The organism is Draconibacterium sediminis, from assembly GCF_000949475.1.
Lineage (GTDB): Bacteria > Bacteroidota > Bacteroidia > Bacteroidales > Prolixibacteraceae > Draconibacterium > Draconibacterium sediminis.
This window is the reverse complement of record NZ_JRHC01000004.1, coordinates 1-18,280: the sequence shown is the minus strand read 5'-3', so window position 1 is coordinate 18,280 and position 18,280 is coordinate 1. Positions and strand designations below refer to the sequence as shown.

8 protein-coding genes are annotated in these 18,280 nt (G+C 43.4%); 1 reads left to right on the top strand and 7 read right to left on the bottom strand.

The window, feature by feature from the left end; genetic code table 11:
• Positions 1-89: 89 nt before the first annotated feature.
• The 6 genes from glgP to LH29_RS14530 all read right to left on the bottom strand — a co-directional run bounded on the left by glgP (position 90) and on the right by LH29_RS14530 (position 10,565).
• Positions 90-2,660, bottom strand: coding sequence for an alpha-glucan family phosphorylase (gene glgP / locus LH29_RS14555; protein ID WP_052670984.1), 2,571 nt, complete (start codon positions 2,658-2,660; stop codon positions 90-92).
• Positions 2,661-2,813: 153 nt separating this feature from the next.
• Positions 2,814-4,142, bottom strand: a complete 1,329-nt coding sequence (locus tag LH29_RS14550; protein ID WP_045031156.1) for a glycoside hydrolase family 57 protein — start codon at positions 4,140-4,142, stop codon at positions 2,814-2,816.
• Between the two features lie 10 nt (positions 4,143-4,152).
• Positions 4,153-5,445: a glycosyltransferase family 4 protein gene (locus LH29_RS14545; RefSeq protein ID WP_045031871.1), complete on the bottom strand. Its 1,293-nt coding sequence runs from the start codon at positions 5,443-5,445 to the stop codon at positions 4,153-4,155.
• A 49-nt stretch (positions 5,446-5,494) separates the two neighbouring features.
• Positions 5,495-7,441 carry an amylo-alpha-1,6-glucosidase gene (locus LH29_RS14540; RefSeq protein WP_045031869.1) on the bottom strand — a complete coding sequence of 649 codons (1,947 nt, stop codon included), beginning with the start codon at positions 7,439-7,441 and terminating at the stop codon, positions 5,495-5,497.
• A 73-nt stretch (positions 7,442-7,514) separates the two neighbouring features.
• Positions 7,515-8,546: a GSCFA domain-containing protein gene (locus tag LH29_RS14535; protein WP_045031154.1), complete on the bottom strand. Its 1,032-nt coding sequence runs from the start codon at positions 8,544-8,546 to the stop codon at positions 7,515-7,517.
• Complete coding sequence (locus LH29_RS14530; RefSeq protein ID WP_045031151.1) at positions 8,547-10,565, bottom strand: alpha amylase C-terminal domain-containing protein; 2,019 nt, start codon at positions 10,563-10,565, stop codon at positions 8,547-8,549.
• Positions 10,566-11,195: 630 nt separating this feature from the next.
• Here LH29_RS14530 and LH29_RS14525 point away from each other — a divergent pair.
• The gene (locus LH29_RS14525) at positions 11,196-12,428 is read left to right on the top strand and encodes an aminotransferase class I/II-fold pyridoxal phosphate-dependent enzyme (RefSeq protein ID WP_045031149.1); all 1,233 of its coding nucleotides are present in this window, start codon (positions 11,196-11,198) and stop codon (positions 12,426-12,428) included.
• A 575-nt stretch (positions 12,429-13,003) separates the two neighbouring features.
• Here the strand turns inward: LH29_RS14525 and LH29_RS23890 are convergent.
• A partial coding sequence (locus tag LH29_RS23890) for an Ig-like domain-containing protein (protein ID WP_052670983.1) occupies positions 13,004-18,280 on the bottom strand: 5,277 nt, incomplete at its 5' end.

Below are 18,280 nucleotides of genomic sequence, written 5' to 3'. Positions count from 1 at the left end.
TCACTTCAATAAAAAAAGGTGCTCGTTTGAACACCTTTCTGTTTATTTCATTTTTGCTTTTGCAAATACATCAATGTTCCACTGCGGGATTAGCTGATCCATTTAATGAATCGGAAATCCTGGCGGTGCGGCAATTCCGGATGTTTTGCATACACCCTGAAACTGTAGGAGAACGACCCGGGGTGGTCGGGCAAAATAGTATGCTTGTAACAGCAAGATGTGCCTTCGCTTTTTTCAGGAATAAATTCAACTGTATCAACAATTCTTTCCTGTCCGTCTTTATTTTCAGCAATTAATAATTCCACACCAACTTCCTCCGGTTTCAGTCCATTTAAATCAACCGATACTTTTACCGGGTACTTATCACCCATCACCATGGTGTGCGCAATACCGTCAATGATTTCGATGTTTTTCACCTCAACTCCATCCCATTTTGCAGCTACTTTGGCTTTCCAGGCAGCAATTTCTTTCGCCAGGTTAAAACCATCGGCATTCACACGTTGAGAACGTTCGTACTGCGGATTGTAGTAACGGTCCTGGTAGTCGCGCATCATTCGCGATGTGGTAAAGTTTGGCGAAACATTTGCAATGGTATTTTTCACATATCCCACCCATTTTTCAGGAATATCGTATTGGTTGCGGCCATAATAAGCAGGCACAACTTCTTCTTCCAGAATATTGTAAATGGTTTCGGCATCCAACTCATCCTGGAAATCCTGTACATCGTAAGCGCGCTCGGCCGGCAGTGCCCATCCGGCATCTTTCCGGTAACCTTCAACCCACCATCCATCAAGAACTGAGAAGTGCAGCGTACCGTTCATAACTCCTTTTTCGCCGCTTGTTCCCGAAGCTTCCAACGGACGGGTTGGCGTGTTCATCCAAACATCAACACCCTGCAACAGCATTTTTGCCAGGTTCATGTCGTAGTTCTGAACGAAAAGAATTTTACCACGAAACTCAGGACGTTTCGATACTTCAACAATATTTTTAATCAGATCCTGTCCTGCTTTATCAGCCGGGTGAGCTTTACCTGCAAAGATAAACTGTACCGGACGCTCAGGATTATTTACAATTTTCGCCAAGCGGTCGAGATTGCGGAACAACAAGTGCGCACGTTTGTAGGTGGCAAACCTGCGTGCAAAACCAATTGTTAAGGTATTCGGATTCAATTTTCCGAGAATCTCGCTGATCAACTTCGGATTCTCCGAACGTTTAACCCAGTTATCTGAGAAACGCTCTTTGATGTAGTTAATCAGTTTTTGACGCAATTTTTTACGCAGCTCCCAAATCTCGTAATCCGGAACGTTGTAAATATTCTTCCACACATCAAAATCCAATTGATTGGTCGGAAATTCTTCGCCAAAATATTTTTTATGAATGTCTTTCCATTCCTGTGCTGCCCAGGTTGGGTAGTGAACACCGTTGGTTACATAACCAATCTCCAGTTCCTCCTCCAGGTAACCCTGGTACAAATGTTTTAGCACCGCCTTACTTACGTCACCGTGCAGCATACTAACGCCGTTAATTCCCTGCGACAAGTTGCTGGCCAGGTAACTCATATTGAAATGATCTTCCTCAGCCCTGGCTTTACCCAACATCTCGAAATCTTCCCAGGTCAATCCCAACTTTTCGACAAAGAAATTCATGTAATGACGGAACATATCCACATGAAAAGAATCGTGCCCTGCCGGAACCGGCGTGTGCGTTGTAAACACTGTTGATGCATTTACAACCTCTTTAGCCTCGGCGTAGCTAAGTTTCTGTTCTGCCATCAGATTGGCAATACGCTGTATACCGATAAACGCTGCGTGCCCTTCGTTACAGTGATAAATATCTGATTCTACGCCCAGCTTTTTTAATGCCTGAATACCACCCAAACCAAGTAACATCTCCTGTTTCAGGCGGTTTTCGTTGTCGCCACCGTATAAATGATGGGTTACAAAACGGTCGGCATCGTTATTTTCATGATGGTCGGCATCAAGCAAATACAATTTTACCGAGCCAATATTGGTTTGCCAAACACGTCCGATCAATGTTCTTCCCGGATATTGCACTTCAACGCGCACCCATTCACCATTTTTATCCAATGCCGGCTGAACCGGTATCTTCGAGAATTGCTGTGCATCGTAAACAGCCATTTGCTCGCCATGTAAATTCAGGGTTTGTTTAAAATATCCGTAGCGATACAACAAACCTACGGCAACCAGTTTTACTTTCATATCGCTGGCTTCTTTCAGGTAGTCGCCGGCCAAAATACCCAAACCTCCCGAGAATATTTTCAAGCTGTCGTGCAAACCGTACTCCATACTGAAATACGAGATTCCGGGGCCTGCCAGCTCTTTACGCTCATCAAGATATTGATTGAATTTTGCATTCACTTCGTGCATTCGCGCTACGAACATTTCGTCGCGTTCCAGCTCTTTAAAACGATTATAGCTCACCTGATCGAGCAATACAATCGGGTTATGGGCACATTCTTCCCAAATTTCCGCATCTATCTGCTGAAATAATTCGCGTGCTTCTGAATTCCAAACCCACCAAAGGTTTTTTGAAAGGTCGCGCAATGGTGAAAGACTTTCCGGAACGTTAGATTCTACAATAATCCGTTTCCATACCGGCTCTCCCACAACCGGGTTTTTTATAAATTTTTTCTCCTCCATTTTCTTCTCATTTTATTAATTACAAACTATACCCAGCGGGTAAGTCAATCGTTCTAACTCACTTAGAACGAGCTGCAAAATTAGATTATCATTTCAACAAATTGTTTGTTCTACAATTATCGTTAAGTGAATTTAATGTTAGCGACAAATCTTCTATTTCTTTTTTCGCAAAGTCGTTTTTTGCTTTTTCGTTTTTTGCAAACGGCGCAAATCGGCTTCCATCTTTTTTATCTTTTCTTCTTTTTCTTCCAACAAACGATGAAGCGAAGCGATTTCATTCTCCACTTCACTTTCGGGAACGTGTGCGTTTAACCGGATTTTAAAATCGCTCAGCACATTCATATAATTGATAAAGGCCTCGTAAGGCGAATCAAAATGGCTGTAGGATTTATGCGGATTACCATCGGCAAAATACTTGGTCGACATGTAAAAGAAATGATCGCTCGCCTGCAGGTAATTCCAATCCTTCTGAAGAACAGCGTCGGTACACCGGGCCATTTGTCCTTTCATGGCATACAATTTTTCAAAGGCCTCTTTTTGCATTTCATTCCCGAGCCAAGCACTAAGATCGCGCTCTTCGTCGGACCAGGAAATTGGATGTGGAACACTAACAACCGAAATCGGCTGAAGTTCATCAACCGCTTCGGAAGGGGTTGAAAATTTTAGCTTATCGCTTTTTACCACCTGCTCAGCCAACGCTTTTAAGAAATCGAATATTCCGGCTTCTTTTGGCTGCCGGGTTCCAAACGAATCGTAGCCCATAAACAAGTTAATTACCTCTTCTTTTTCTCCAACCTTTTCAAGCCAGCCCACATATTTTTCTGCTGTTAGCGGGTGCTTATCCCAGTTTTTGTCTGAAAAGCGAAATCCAATGTCGTCGCTCAGTTTATAGTTACGCATTAATACTTTTAGCCGCGGATTTATGGCGTTTACATACAGAAAGTCAGGGCTTTTCCATCCCAGCACGTGTTTGGCTCCTTCAGTTAACATGGCCGAATAACCCAGCTTGGCCACTTTCTCTCCAATTTCGTCGGAGTAGATCATTTCGGTATTGCGGAAAACACGCGGTTTCTGACCAAACAACCTGAAGATCTGATCGTCGTGCTTTTTCACCTGATCGGTAAAAGCATTTATATCTCTTAACGAACTCAGCGAATGCGAGTAGGTTTCGGCCAAAAACTCAACACAACCGGTTTTTGCCAATTTCTGAAACGACTCGATAACATCGGGTGCATAAAGCTCAAACTGCTCCAGTGCCACTCCGGTTATAGAAAAAGCAACCTTAAACTTATCACCCAGTTTTTTAGCCAGTTCGAGCAACAGTTTATTGGCCGGCAAATAACTTTTGTCGGCTATATTTCTGATTATGCTTTCGTTTGAATAGTCGTCGTAATAGTAGTGGTCGTTACCGATATCGAAAAAACGGTAACGCCGGTGCCTGAACGGTTGATGTATTTGAAAAAACAAACAAATTGACTTCATAGCAGTTGGGTTAAAATTCTTGCAAGGTACTTTCGTAAACTTTTCTCACTTCGCGGGCCGAGTGTGTCCACTTTAATTCATCCACCTCTGTTTTTCCGGCACTTTTAAAATGCTGGGCCAACGAGGAATAATTCAATACACCATAAATAGCATCGGCCATGGCATAAGTATCCCAAAAATCGATCTTTATAGCATGTTTTAAAATCTCTGACACCCCCGACTGGTTGGATATAATTACCGGAACATTTAACTGCATGGCTTCAAGCGGTACAATTCCGAAAGGCTCCGACACCGAGGGCATAACAAACACATCGGTCATGCTAAAAAGGTCGTTCACATCATTCCCCTTCAGGAAACCGGTAAAATGAAATTTATCGGCGATGCCCAATGCTGCTGTCCGGGCTATCATTTCATTCATCATATCGCCGCTTCCGGCCATAACAAAACGTGCATTCCGCATTTTTTTGAGCACCAGGTTGGCAGCTTCAACAAAATAGCCGGGGCCTTTTTGCATGGTTATCCTTCCTAAAAAAGTAACCACTTTATCCTTAACGCCTTTTGGCGGCAAACTTCCTTTTTCATTATTTACCGACTCAACGGCGTTATAAACGGTAACCACTTTTTCGGGTGGAATTCCGTACTTTTCGATCACCATTTTCCGGGTAAGATTGCTTACCGCAATAATTTTATCGGCCGCTTCCATACCTTCTCGCTCAATGGCATAAACCCGCGGGTTTACATCGCCTCCGCTTCGGTCGAAATCGGTGGCATGCACATGAATAACCAATGGTTTTCCTGTGGACTGGCTGGCAGCTATTCCTGCCGGATATGTGAGCCAGTCGTGTGCATGAATAATGTCGCAGGAATTATCTTCGGCAATCAAACGAGCCACCAGCGCATAATTGCGAATTTCTTTTAACAGATCGGGGCCATAACCACCGCTGAATTCGATCTTTGAATTTTCGTCGGTTTCAACAAATTTTGTCTGGCCTGTGTAACGTTTGCTTTTTAAAGTCCAGAATTCATCTTCGGTAACGTAAGGAAGAATGGGCGAATCTACTTCGAGGTATTCCATTGTTTTTCCGCCCTCATCAAAAGTAAAGGTCGTTCGGCTTACGGGAATGTTATTGGCTCCAATCAGCTTTATTCGCGACTGATCTTCGTCGCCAAAAGCCTTTGGAACCACAAAAGTTACGTCAATATCTTCAATCTCAGCCATACCTTTTGTAAGCCCGTAACAGGCTGTCCCCAATCCACCGGAGATATGGGGCGGAAATTCCCATCCAAACATTAATACCTTCATCTGATCTTCTAATTTTCCGGTTACATCCCAAAAATCAATTGTTTTTGGTTTATTCTGTATAGTTCTGCACCAAATCAAGCGCATACGAAACACCTGCCACATTCCAGGCCTGCGAAATGGCGCCCTTTCCAACATGTGGCGGGTCGCCATCGTACATCTCAGGAATATTTCCGATACAATGCTCGGTCATTTCGGCTTCAAAACTTTCCATAATCTGTTTCACAAACGGCAATCCTCCGCGCTTGTGAATCTTTAAATAGGCTTCAACAAAAAACTGTAGCAACCAGGGCCATACAGCTCCCTGATGCACCGCCAGCTCCCGTTCTTTGGGGCCTCCGCTAATATTACCAAAGTAACGCAAATGATCGGGCGACAATGTTCGCAGCCCCCTGTTGGTTAACAGTTTGCGTTTCACCACACTTAACACCTGTTTTTGCTGTTCTTTTGTAAGCGGTGTATAATCCATGGCAACCGCAATTACCATATTTGGCCGAACTGCCCAATCGTGCTGCTCATCTTTTACCACATCGGCCAGGTAGCCGTGTCCATCGCTCCAGAAGGTTTTCAGGAACGACTGCGCCACTTTATTTACCATATGTTTCCATTGCGTAATAAATTCGTCGTCGCCGGCCATATCCGCTAAATCGAGGGCAAAACAAATGGCGTTAAACCACAAGGCATTCACTTCAACCGGCTTTCCGGTGCGCGGTATTACAGCCTTTCCGTCAACACTGGAATTCATCCAGGTTAATGCGGTATCTTCTTTTTCGGCATAAATCAATCCGTTGGGCAGCATTTTTATATCATCCCTTTTCCCGCTGGTATAGGCATTGAGTATTCTTTTGATCACTTCGCCATACGTTCTCCAAAGCATCTTCGGATTGTTCTTTTTCTTTAAATACTGCTGAATAACCCAAATAAACCACAACGATGTGTCGGCAGAATGGTAGGTCAGTTTTTTATCCTTAATCTGATCGGGGAAAAAACCATCGTTAAAATATTTCAGGTAAGAATCGAGTATTTTCTCACACAGTTTCGGGTCGTTAAACGCCAGGCACAATCCGGGAAGCGATATAAAAGTTTGACGGGTAATGCTGTTGTACCAGGGGAAACCGGCAATAATATCGGCCGTGTAACCTTCGTGCATAATAAACTGGTGAGCGGCCCGCTCCAAAACACTGTTGAAGGTTTCTTTGCCTCCACGTTTGTTCTGCTCTTTGGTAAAGCGCTGTTTTAACGACACCGGATTTGCTTCTGTTAAACCCGCGGCAAAAACGATCGACTCACCTTTTTTCATCGGAAACTCAAAATAGCCCGGCACAAAAAGATCTTCAAGATATTCGTAACCCCGGATCAGCTCTTTCAGGTATTCAATATCGTAATACCAATCGGGTACCCCAACAAAATCAACCGCTTTGCTGCATTGCATAAACAAATCGGGGTAGCCATCGTACAAACAGGCTTTTATGCCGTTTTTGGCCTTACCGAACTTGCGGTTTACAAACATATTTGCCTTGCTCAGCTGATGAATATTCCGGAAAGCAAGGAATGGTTTTAATCGCAATGTTGTTGGCGATTTAGCTTCCTCAAGGGTATATTTTATGAGAATTTGTTCCTCTTTTTCTACCAGCAGTCGTTCTTTTGTTAGCACAACCCCACCCACACGGTAAGTAATTTTTGGTATCGCATCAAACTCTACATTGCGGATGTATTTGTGCCCTTTGGGTTCGTAGGTTCCACCTTTATAGCGGTGGATTCCGAGGTTAAATTCGGCCTCGTTTTGTATTACGGTTTCATCGAGCGACGAAAGCAACACGTGTTTTTCTCCTCCAAAATTCTCAATAGGGCACACCAGCAAACCGTGGTATTTTCGGGTATTACAGCCGTTTAGCGTAGTACTTAAATAAGAACCGGCTCTGTTTGATCGTAATATTTCTTTGAACAGCGAATATTCAAGATTTACCAGCTGCTCCTTATCAAATTCAAGGTAATGCATATTAATAACACTTTGGTAAATTGAGTATTGGTTCAGCAGCCACAACGAAGTTGTCACTACTAAGTTAAGGGATTTAACTTACAATTGTTTGGTCACTACCACCAAATTGCTCAATCTGTACATTAAAATATTCTTTTTCTAACTTTAAATTAAGATACGGGAATCTTTTTTCCAGTAATTCCAATTTATTAAGAAAACTAAGGAGAAATTTGGAATATTCAAGGGATTTTTTGTTGATTGGACGATGCTTTACAGCATTGCATATTTTTTGAACTTCCCGCGCAATTTCGATACTTTCAGGGTTGATTAGTGCCGCTTCAAAACGCGACCATATATGTTTGATGGCCACCTCTGAAATGTGCAACATATCTTCGGCATAAAAACGATAATCGCGCAGTTCATCCATCACAATTTCGTACGACGGAAAATAGGCACATTTATCTGCACCCAGTTCCTGAATAAGTTGATCGACAGCCAATACAAGTGTCGACTTACTTCGCTGGTTTTCAACAGCGCCGTCTTTCCAATGACGAATCGGGCTAACCGTAAAAACCACTTTTAGCTCAGGATTTATTTGCCAGATTTTGTGCAGCAATTCCCGATAAACTTCAACGATTTGTTGTACCGACAAACGTTCGCGCACAAACTCACGTGCCGGAATTTTATGGCAGTTCGAAACCAGTTCTCCGCTTTTTTTATACCTGTAAATCCAGGCTGTTCCAAAAGTGAGAAATAGAAAACCGGCCTCTTTTAAAAAAGCTGCTGAGCTTTTAATACGCGTGTTTATGTCATCTAAGGCCATCTTTTGCTCGGTATTCGAAAAACGGCCATGATGGCTAAAGCTATGCCAAAGGCCGTTGTGTTCTATAAGATCGATTGCCGAAAGTTGCTTTTCTTCGAGCAATAGCTGCAGCCCGTTGGCAACGGAAAGCGGGTTATATAAAATTCCAAACGGATTGATGTCAACCGGGTATTTCAGGGCTTCCATTTTCGCCCCAACATTTTCGGTAAAACACGATCCCATGAACAGGTTCTTCGTTTTATAACCTGTTTGCCACGGAAACTGCGGCACATCTACTATGGTTTGAAATTTTGATTCGGCCATTTACTTCACTTTCGGGATATCCACTTTTTTCAGTACAAGCGCCGTTCTTGCCGGAAGGTAAAGTCTCAGGTAATGCTGGCTATCCAGTCCTTTGCTTGGCATGGTGTAGTAACTGATCTCCTCATCAACCCGATCGTGACCACCAAAACGGCCGGAATCGGTATTCAACACAATCTGATATTTCCCGGCACCCAACGGAATTCCGTAATCGGTAAACGACTGTGTTGGATTAAAATTGAAAACAAACAGAAACAGTCCGCGGTGGTAGGCCAGCACTTTATCTGGCGTATTTTCCAAAACCTTATCAACCGGAGGAATAGAAAGTATTTTGTTCTGGTTGATCAGCTGAATCATTTCCTTATCAAAATCATACAACCAATGAAACTTCAGGTCCTGATCCTCGGCAATGCTCCAGATTCGGCGGGCATGACTGTACGACCAGTTGTTTCCTTCGCGCGGGAAATCGATCCATTCGGGGTGCCCGAATTCATTTCCCATAAAATTCAGGTAAGCACCGCCGGCAGTACTCGCGGTTGCCAGCCGGATCATTTTATGCAGGGCAATTCCACGGTCAACGATCAGGTTCGGCTGATCTTTTCGCATGGAGAAATACATTTCTTTATCTATCAGCCGGAAGATGATGGTTTTATCGCCCACCAAAGCCTGGTCGTGCGATTCGGCATAACTCACCACCTGCTCGTCCATACGTTTCGAGGTCAGCTGGTAGAAAATATCACCCACCTCCCATTCGTCATCCGACTTTTCTTTTATCATTTTTATCCAGAAGTCAGGTACGCCCATCGCCATCCTGAAATCAAATCCCAAACCGCCATCTTCTATCGATGCTGCCAATCCGGGCATTCCGCTCATATCTTCGGCAATCGACAGCGCCTGCGGATTAATTTGTTTAATCAACTTATTCGCCAGTTTAAAATAGGTAGTTGCCTCCTGGTCGACATTGGCATTAAAATAGTCGTCGTAAGTGGTGAAAGCAATCTCCAAGCCATGGTTGAAATACAACATGCTGGTTACACCGTCAAAACGGAATCCATCAAATTTATACTCGGTGAGCCAATAACTGATGTTTGACAAAAGGAAGTGCAGCACCTCGTTTTTATCGTAGTTAAAACAATAGCTGTCCCAGGCCGGATGCTCACCTTTTGCACCTTCGTGAAAAAACTGGTAACGTGTGCCATCGTAATTCCCCAAGCCTTCAACTTCATTTTTTACAGCATGCGAATGCACCAGATCCATAATTACGGCAATTCCCATTCCGTGCGCCTCATCAATCAGCTGTTTTAGTTCTTCGGGCGTTCCGAAACGCGACGACGCCGCAAAAAAGCTACTAACGTGATAACCAAAACTCCCGTAATACGGGTGCTCCGGAATAGCCATTAACTGAATAACATTGTAGCCGTTGGCTTTTATGCGCGGTAACATCTGCTCGCGAAACTCATTGTAGGTATGAACACGCGCTTCTTCGCCTGCCATCCCTACATGCCCTTCATAAATCAGCGGTTGCTCCTCGGTACGTTGAAACTCCGGATTCTTCCACTCGTAAGGATTTTCGGGCGCCCAAACCTGCGCATTAAACATGTGTGTATTTTCATCCTGCACAACACGTGTAGCCCAGGCAGGTATTCGTTTTCCATGATTTACAGCCCAATGTACATTTAAGGCATACAAATCGCCATGGCCCATTTGATCGGCTGCCAGATGCAATTCCCAAACACCATGATCGAGACTTGCAAAAGCGTACTCAACACTTTCCTGCCAATCGTTAAAAGTACCAACCAGATAAATATGCGTTGCATTGGGTGCCCATTCGCGAATTACCCATCCCGATTCGGTTCGGTGCAAACCAAAATACAGATGCCCGGTAGCAAAATCGGCCAGACTCCGTCCTCCGGTAACTTCTCTTTCTTTACGATCAGCAAGAATCATCCGGTCGGAAATAACTCCGGCATAAGGCTCCAGCCATTTATCGTTCTGAACTAATTTCGGCAGGTATCTCTTCATCTTATTAAAATTTTTCGTTTTAAGGTAAAAGATGGAACTCGCATGATAATGCTCCAACATCAAACGGGCTTTTTAATCTGCTCGTTTCATAGGTTTTGCTCCTTTCTTTTTCGTCTTTCAAAATCCGAATACTCTTCCGGATTTGTTTTTTAAAGATATAGAAACAGACGTGAAAATGCAGATTATTAAAAAAAAATGCGTTTCGAAAAGTCTTCTTTTATTTCAAAACTCATTAACTAACTGACAGGCAGACCTCTGTTATGACGGATTGAACATTTAGAATAATTTAACTGCGAAAAAATGCCGTTGTCCGGGAAATTAAAAAGATGTTGAAGGATGAGCATGAAAGGAAAGGACTGTTTATGACAACATTAAGAGAAAGAAATAAAAAAAACCATGGCGGGGGGCGCCATGGTTAGCAGTTGTTAATTAAATGCTGTTTAATTATAACTTAAAGATGCAAAGGTAAGGAACAATTATCGTACCATAATGCATCGACACCCCTAAAACAATTATGTTGTAGAATTGTTTTGAGGATGTCAAATATCAGGATTTTTTAACTGATATTTTGTAGCAGCAGGGCATGAAAGGAATACAAAAGATTACTTTTACGCCTTTAAAGAACGACAAATGAAGAAAACCGGATTTACTACCACAGCATTAAATGTACCTTACGCCAAACACGATCCACACAAGGCACTGCAAATGCCATTATACGAGTCGGTGGCTTACGAATTTGATTCGGCCGAACAGATCGAAGCCAATTTCAGAGGCGAGTACATTGCCCACGTATACTCGCGAACAGCAAGTCCTACGGTGGAGTATTTCGAGCTAAAACTAAAGGCGCTAACACAAAGCAGTGGTGTAATTGCGGTAAGTTCGGGAATGGCAGCCATTACAAATACCATTATGGCGCTTACCAAAACGGGCGACAATATTATTTCCGGAAATCGTTTGTTTGGGCACAGTTTTGCTTTGCTTCAGAATACACTTTCTGAATTCGGGTTGGAAACACGTTTTAGCGATTTAAGTTCGGCAGAAGAAATTGAAAAACTCATTGATAAAAATACCCGCGCCATCTATTTTGAAACGGTAACTAATCCACAACTGGATATTGCCGATATTGAAATGCTGTCGCGTGTGGCCAAAAAACACAACCTTGTTTTAGTTGCCGACAGCACGATTACTCCCCCCAATGTTTTTAGCGGCGGGAAGTTTGGTGTGAATATCGAGGTGATGTCGACCACAAAATACATCTCGGGAGGGGCCACTTCGTTTGGTGGTGCCATTGTGGATCACGGTAATTTCGACTGGAACCGGAACCCTAATACGGCTTCATACACTGAAAAATTTAAGGACAATGCCTTTCTTATTAAAGTAAGAAAGAACGTTTACCGAAATACGGGCGGAAGCATGGCTCCTCAGACGGCGCGCTTTCAAATTCAGGGGCTCGACATCCTGGAGCTTCGGGTAGAAAAGTGTTACCAAAATTGCCTGGCTTTGGGCGAATTTATGAAAGCACATCCCCGGATTAAAAAGGTAAGTTACCCGGGACTGGAAACCGATGAACGCTACCCGCTGGCACAAAAATATTTTAACGGAATTCCGGGCACCATTATGAGTTTTGAGCTGGAATCGAAAGCTGCCTGCTACACATTTATGAACAAGCTACAAATCATTCGAAGGGCCACTAACCTGAATGATAATAAATCGCTGATCATTCACCCGCACTCAACAATTTACGCTGAGTTTACCGAAGAAGAACGTATTGCAGCCCGCATTAACGACCGCATGATGCGCCTTTCGGTGGGGATTGAGAATGTAGACGATATTATTGCCGATATTGAAGCGGCGCTGAAATGATATTTAAACACCAAGACTCAAAGACACTAAGAATTAAACCACAGTAGGCACATAGGGCACAGTAGTTTATGGTTACAATTGCTAAATTGTTTTATTGTCAAATTGTAGAACTGTAAACTGCGACTGAAAACTGAAAACTTTCTTCCCACTTCTGAAATCGAAATTCATTTGGGTAACGAGTTCCGAGCTACGTGTTTCGAGTTTTACTTCTCTATGAAACTTTGTGCATTCTTTGTGCATTCTCTGTGCGGCTTTGTGGTTAAAAACTTTAAAACACAAAGATTCCAAGGCTCGAAGACTTGAACCACAATAGTCACATAGGAATCATTAGGATTTCTTTACTATTTCTATACTGTTCTACTGCTAAACTGTTTACTGCGACTGAAAACTGCTAACTTTCCTCAAGATTCTGAAATCTAAAATCGTTAATCAGCATTCGAAATTCATCATTCAATTGCTACTCATTCACTCAGTAACTCACTCACGATTCTAATTCTAAATAGTTCAATTGAAAATTGTGAACTGAAAACTGCGACTGAAAACTGATTACTACATCCCATAATCCTTAATCCTTCTTAGTACGCCAACATCACTGTACCATTCTTAACTGTACCTTTTCCATCGTTCAGCAGCAGTACGTAGATGTAGTTACCGGCCGGTAATCCACCTGATCGACCAAGGGTAAGTGCATGTTTAGAAGTTCCCCACCACCATGCATCCTGGTAAGTTCCCCAAACATCAAGGTTACCATAGTGTTCTTTCTCCCAAAGTTTAACACCGTTACGGTTGAAGATCATCAGTTTGGCATTCGGATATTTCTGAATACATAGAATCTGGAAGAAGTCGTGAACATCATCGTCGTTTGGCGAGAATCCTTCAGGAATAAACAGCTCACAATTCAGCTCGGTATCCAGGTATTCCGGATAACCATCCAAATCGAGGTCATCGTCACTGTAATCGCCGTTACCGTTCAGGTCTTCATTTACTGTCAGGTAATCATCATCTTCGTCGTTAATATCTCGCCAGTCGCGTGTACCGTCATCATCAAAGTCTTGCAGCGGCGCATTACTTCCGATCTCGTTACCATAATCGGCCCAGCCATAATAGGTATCGTAGGCATCATCCAATCCATCGTGGTCTTCATCGGTATACCATCTTAATACATCGGCAATACCATTGTGGTCGGCATCGTGACCTTCAATCATATCAAATACACCGTCGTTGTCCGAATCAATATCCAGGTAATCAGGCATCGAATCACCATCGGTATCCGTCAACTCTTCGTCGAAAGTAATTACACCACCAATGGTTACGTCGTAAACATCATCCCAGCCATCGTGGTTGGCATCAATTCCTGAAGGCGGAATATAATTGTGCTCGCCCTGACCTTCAATATTGTCCGGTATTCCATCGTTATCCGAGTCGATATCCATGTAATCCGGTATTCCGTCATGATCGGAATCGATCAATCCCATCTGCTCTTCAGGCCAGTAACCACCATTTTCAATATTATCGCGGATTCCGTCGTTATCATCATCAATATCATCAGCATCGGCAACTCCATCACAGTCGTTATCCGGAACACGGGTGATAAAAACCCATGCGGTGTCGCACAACGACGTAGGAATACCATCGTCGCAGATTGCATACTGGAAGCTATCAGTTCCGAAGAATCCATCGAACGGAATGTATTCGAAGTTTCCATCGCCGTCCAACCAGTTAAAGACACCGCTATCCGGTGGAGTAATCAGAGTCTGGCTTACTGTAATCTTATCACCGGCATCCGGATCAGAATCTACTCCATTTCCAAAATCGTCGCCATACAATACATTACCAAACAACTCACCGCATGGCACTTCAAAGTAGTCGTCGACAGCCACCGGCGGCTCGTTGGCAGGAAGTACGGTAACATATACAGTGGCTGTTCCTTTTTCTGGTTCACAAGGAACACCATCGTCGGAAATCTGATAGGTGAATATATCCTCGCCAACAAATCCCGGATCAGGAATGTAAGTTACAATACCTGTTTTATTATCTACCACCACAGATCCATTTACAGGATCACTATTTACGCCAAGCGTCGCTAAATCAATATTTGTCTTCAGGTCGAAGTCGTTATTGGTTACCGGAATATCAATAGGAACATCCATTGCAGTGATAGCCGAGTCGTTTTCAACGATTGGAGGCGTGTTACCTATAACAACAAACTCTGCAGTACAACTGCTTGAATTACCATTTACATCGTAAGCTGTTGCTGTAATTGTTGTCCGTCCAATGTTGTCGCAATCCAATAAGTATTGATCCAGTAACACCGTGTCAATTCCACATTCATCCCAGGCTGATTCCGTAACAACATCCCATGTTAGTAGGAAAGTACCATCTTCTTCGCTTAACTGTATGGTATCTCCCGGGGCACAAGTAATTTGAGGAGGAATCTCATCGATAACAGTCACATTTGCCTCGCAGGTATCGGTATTACCATAAATATCCGTAACAATTAACTGAACAAGGTTAACACCAACATCGGTACAGTCGAAACGATCTCTGGAAATATCGATTGAAGCGATTTCACAGTTATCGGTTGAAGTATTGTTGATTTGTTCAGCCGTAATTGTTACCTCACCGTTTTCATCCAGATAAACCGTAATATCCTGACAGATTGCATCCGGCGGAACGGTATCAAGTACGGTAATGTTTGCCACACATTCTGCCGAAAGGCCTACCTCATCATAAACAATTACACGAGCCTGTGTTCCCGACTCTATATCCTCACAGGTGATCTCGTTCACTTCAATTACCACCCTCAGGTTTTCAGGAGCGGTACAATTATCGTACACACTGTCGACCATGGCAACCGAATCCTGCACAGAGATACGATAAGTTCCGTTTTCATCCAGGTACACCGTAATATCGGCACAGAATACCTCAGGTGGTTCCTGATCGAGAATGAGGAAATAGGTGGTATCGCGGCCAATGTTTCCGCACATGTCGGCAATACTGTAGTAGTAAATTAACTCCGAACGACCAGGTTCAATATTAATCAGGGTATCACGAACGGTAAACGACGATGGATCGATAGCACAGTTATCGTAAGGCACAGGTACTCCCGATGCGATAAAATCAGTGTAGGTTTTGTAATCCGCATAAACAGCAGAGTAACATTCCACGGTATCGCCTTCAGGAGCATTTAGTACCGGCGGGATAGTATCGTGGAAGTCGATGGTTTGAATACAGGTATCCAATCTTCCGTAAATATCTTCAATTATGTAGGTACGTTCAATGGTTAAACAGTACTCGCTTGAGACCGGATTATCAAAACTTGTGATGTTAGCCACAATATTGGCCGGATTATAGTATCCGCCTATGGCAATAAATTCGGCAATGTTGGTTGACGCAGGATATTGTGTTACATCAGGGCATTCAAATATTGTATCCGGCGGACAGCTAAACTCCGGCTCAAAGGTTCGCAAGGTTACAGATAAACTATCGTAACAGCCAATCTCGTCGCTTACTTCTACCCAATAATCACCGGCGTAAAGGTCGACAATATCCTCTGACGATGCAGAATATCCGTCAGGGCCTGTCCAGTTAATAGTATAAGGTCCGCTTCCTCCGCTGATATTCAGATTGATGCTTCCAACCGGATTTGGATCATAGCCCTGATCAACCAAATTAGCACTCAAGTCGATTGCGGGAAGAACAGTGACAATTAAACGATAAGGCGCTGCGTGATAGCTTGAATCAGGATAGAAAATATATTCGAAATCGCCTGCTGTAGCCGTACTTATCGTGTCCGGCAGCCAATAACCCGGTGTTCCGTTTAATGCGGTATCAGGCAATTCGGGTGCAACAGAATACTGGCAGAACGGGCCAACAGCTGCAAAAACAAGATCGTTGGTTACTTCTATCTCCTGCTCACATTCCCTGGTATTGCCACAGAAATCAGTTACTTCGTATGTTCTTGTTATCGTTTCCGGATTGGTTTTTCCATCAGAAACATCGCTTACATGGCGGAAACTAACAATTCCACAATTATCATCAAAAGTACCTCCTGCAGCTAAAAATTCAACAGAATCAAGAGGTGGCGGAACGATACCTCCGGACACCGCGAAGCCCGGCGGACAACTGATTGTTGGCTCTTCGTCATCATCAACAATTATCCGGTGCGTTGCACTTAAGGTTTCACCATCAAAATCCTGGATGCTGTATGTTCTAATTTCTTCATAACAATATTCACTACCTCCAATAATTACAGATTCTAGCTTGAAGGTGCTGGTATCCAGTCCCCAATCGGAGAATACCTCAACATCAGGATGTAAGGCCAGGTATTGCTTCAGCGAGTCGAGAAGTGGGAAATTGTTACGGTCTTCGTAACAGATTGGCGTTTCAACCGGTGACATTCGCCTTTCGGTTGCTACCGGCTCAGTAATTGTTGCGATTAATATTTCCTCACAACCATTCGCATCAGTTACTCTTAACGTATACTCACCGGCAGGCTGGTTATACAAGTCTTCGTCCGTACCAACAATATCGTCTGATTCATTTGTCCAGACATAAGTGTAGCCCGGTGTTCCACCCCCAAGCGAAACTTCTATGCTACCGGTTGATTCACCAATAACAAGAACATTTGTTACAGCATCGAGTGTAATTTGTATCGGATCAGGCTGCGTAATCTGAATGCTGAGACTATCCGTACATCCCAAGGAATCGCTAACCCATACGGTATAAGTGCCAGCCGCTAAACTACCAATATCTTCAGTAGTTTCACCGTTACTCCATACAAATGTATAAGGTGCGGTACCTCCTGTAACCGTTAAATCAATGGCCCCATCTGCAAAGTCGTAACAGCTTACCGGTATTGAATCGGCCACAAGATCCATTGGCGGACTGATAAATAAGTGTAATCGTAAAGTATCTGAGCAGGCTCCCAAGTCGGATATATAATCGTAAGTGCCCGACTCGGTATAGGTATTGCCATTTCCATCAACCCAGGTGAATGTTTCACATGCTGATTCATAAATCTCAAAAAGTTCTCCATCAATAATATCCAGAATTAGAACAATTATCGAATCACAACCACCTGCACTGGTCAAACTATCCGTATACGTTCCGGCAGAAGCGATTTCCACGCCATTCCAATCGTATGGCAGAGAGGACACACAAACTGTTTCTATAATGGTGTCACGGAATTCTGGTACGGTGAGAAGTTCCAGAACCAGTATCGAATCACAACCGCCTGCACTGGTCAGACTATCGGTATAGGTTCCGGCGGAAGTAATTTCCATGCCATTCCAGTAATATGGAAGAGAGGTCTCACAAACCGTTTCTACGATAGTGTCACGGAATTCAGGAACAGTGTATAATTCAAGAACCAAGATCGAATCACAGCCACTTACACTGGTCAGACTATCGGTGTAGGTTCCGGCGATAGCGATTTCCACACCGTTCCAGTCGTATGGAAGCGAGGATTCACAAACCGTTTCAATTATAGTGTCACGGAATTCAGGAATAGTATATAGTTCAAGTACAAGAATAGAATCACAACCACTTACACTGGTCAGGCTATCAGTATAGGTTCCGGCTGAAGCGATATCCATTCCGTTCCAGTTGTATGGCAGAGATGATTCGCAAACAGTTTCAAATATGGTATCGCGGAATTCTGGTACGGTGAAAAGTTCCAAAACAAGGATAGAATCACAACCGCCCGAACTGGTCAGAGTATCAGTATAGGTTCCGGCGGCAAAGATTTCCATGCCGTTCCAATCGTATGGAAGTGAGGATTCACAAACTGTTTCTATTATGGTATCGCGGAATTCTGGTACGGTGAAAAGTTCCAGAACAAGGATAGAATC

Coding starts and splice junctions, on each gene's coding strand:
- LH29_RS14530 (WP_045031151.1), bottom strand. CDS start 10,565: ATGAAGAGATACCTGCCGAAATTAGTTCAGAACGATAAATGGCTGGAG.
- LH29_RS14545 (WP_045031871.1), bottom strand. CDS start 5,445: ATGAAGGTATTAATGTTTGGATGGGAATTTCCGCCCCATATCTCCGGT.
- LH29_RS14525 (WP_045031149.1), top strand. CDS start 11,196: ATGAAGAAAACCGGATTTACTACCACAGCATTAAATGTACCTTACGCC.
- LH29_RS14540 (WP_045031869.1), bottom strand. CDS start 7,441: ATGCATTACCTTGAATTTGATAAGGAGCAGCTGGTAAATCTTGAATAT.
- LH29_RS14550 (WP_045031156.1), bottom strand. CDS start 4,142: ATGAAGTCAATTTGTTTGTTTTTTCAAATACATCAACCGTTCAGGCAC.
- glgP (WP_052670984.1), bottom strand. CDS start 2,660: ATGGAGGAGAAAAAATTTATAAAAAACCCGGTTGTGGGAGAGCCGGTA.
- LH29_RS14535 (WP_045031154.1), bottom strand. CDS start 8,546: ATGGCCGAATCAAAATTTCAAACCATAGTAGATGTGCCGCAGTTTCCG.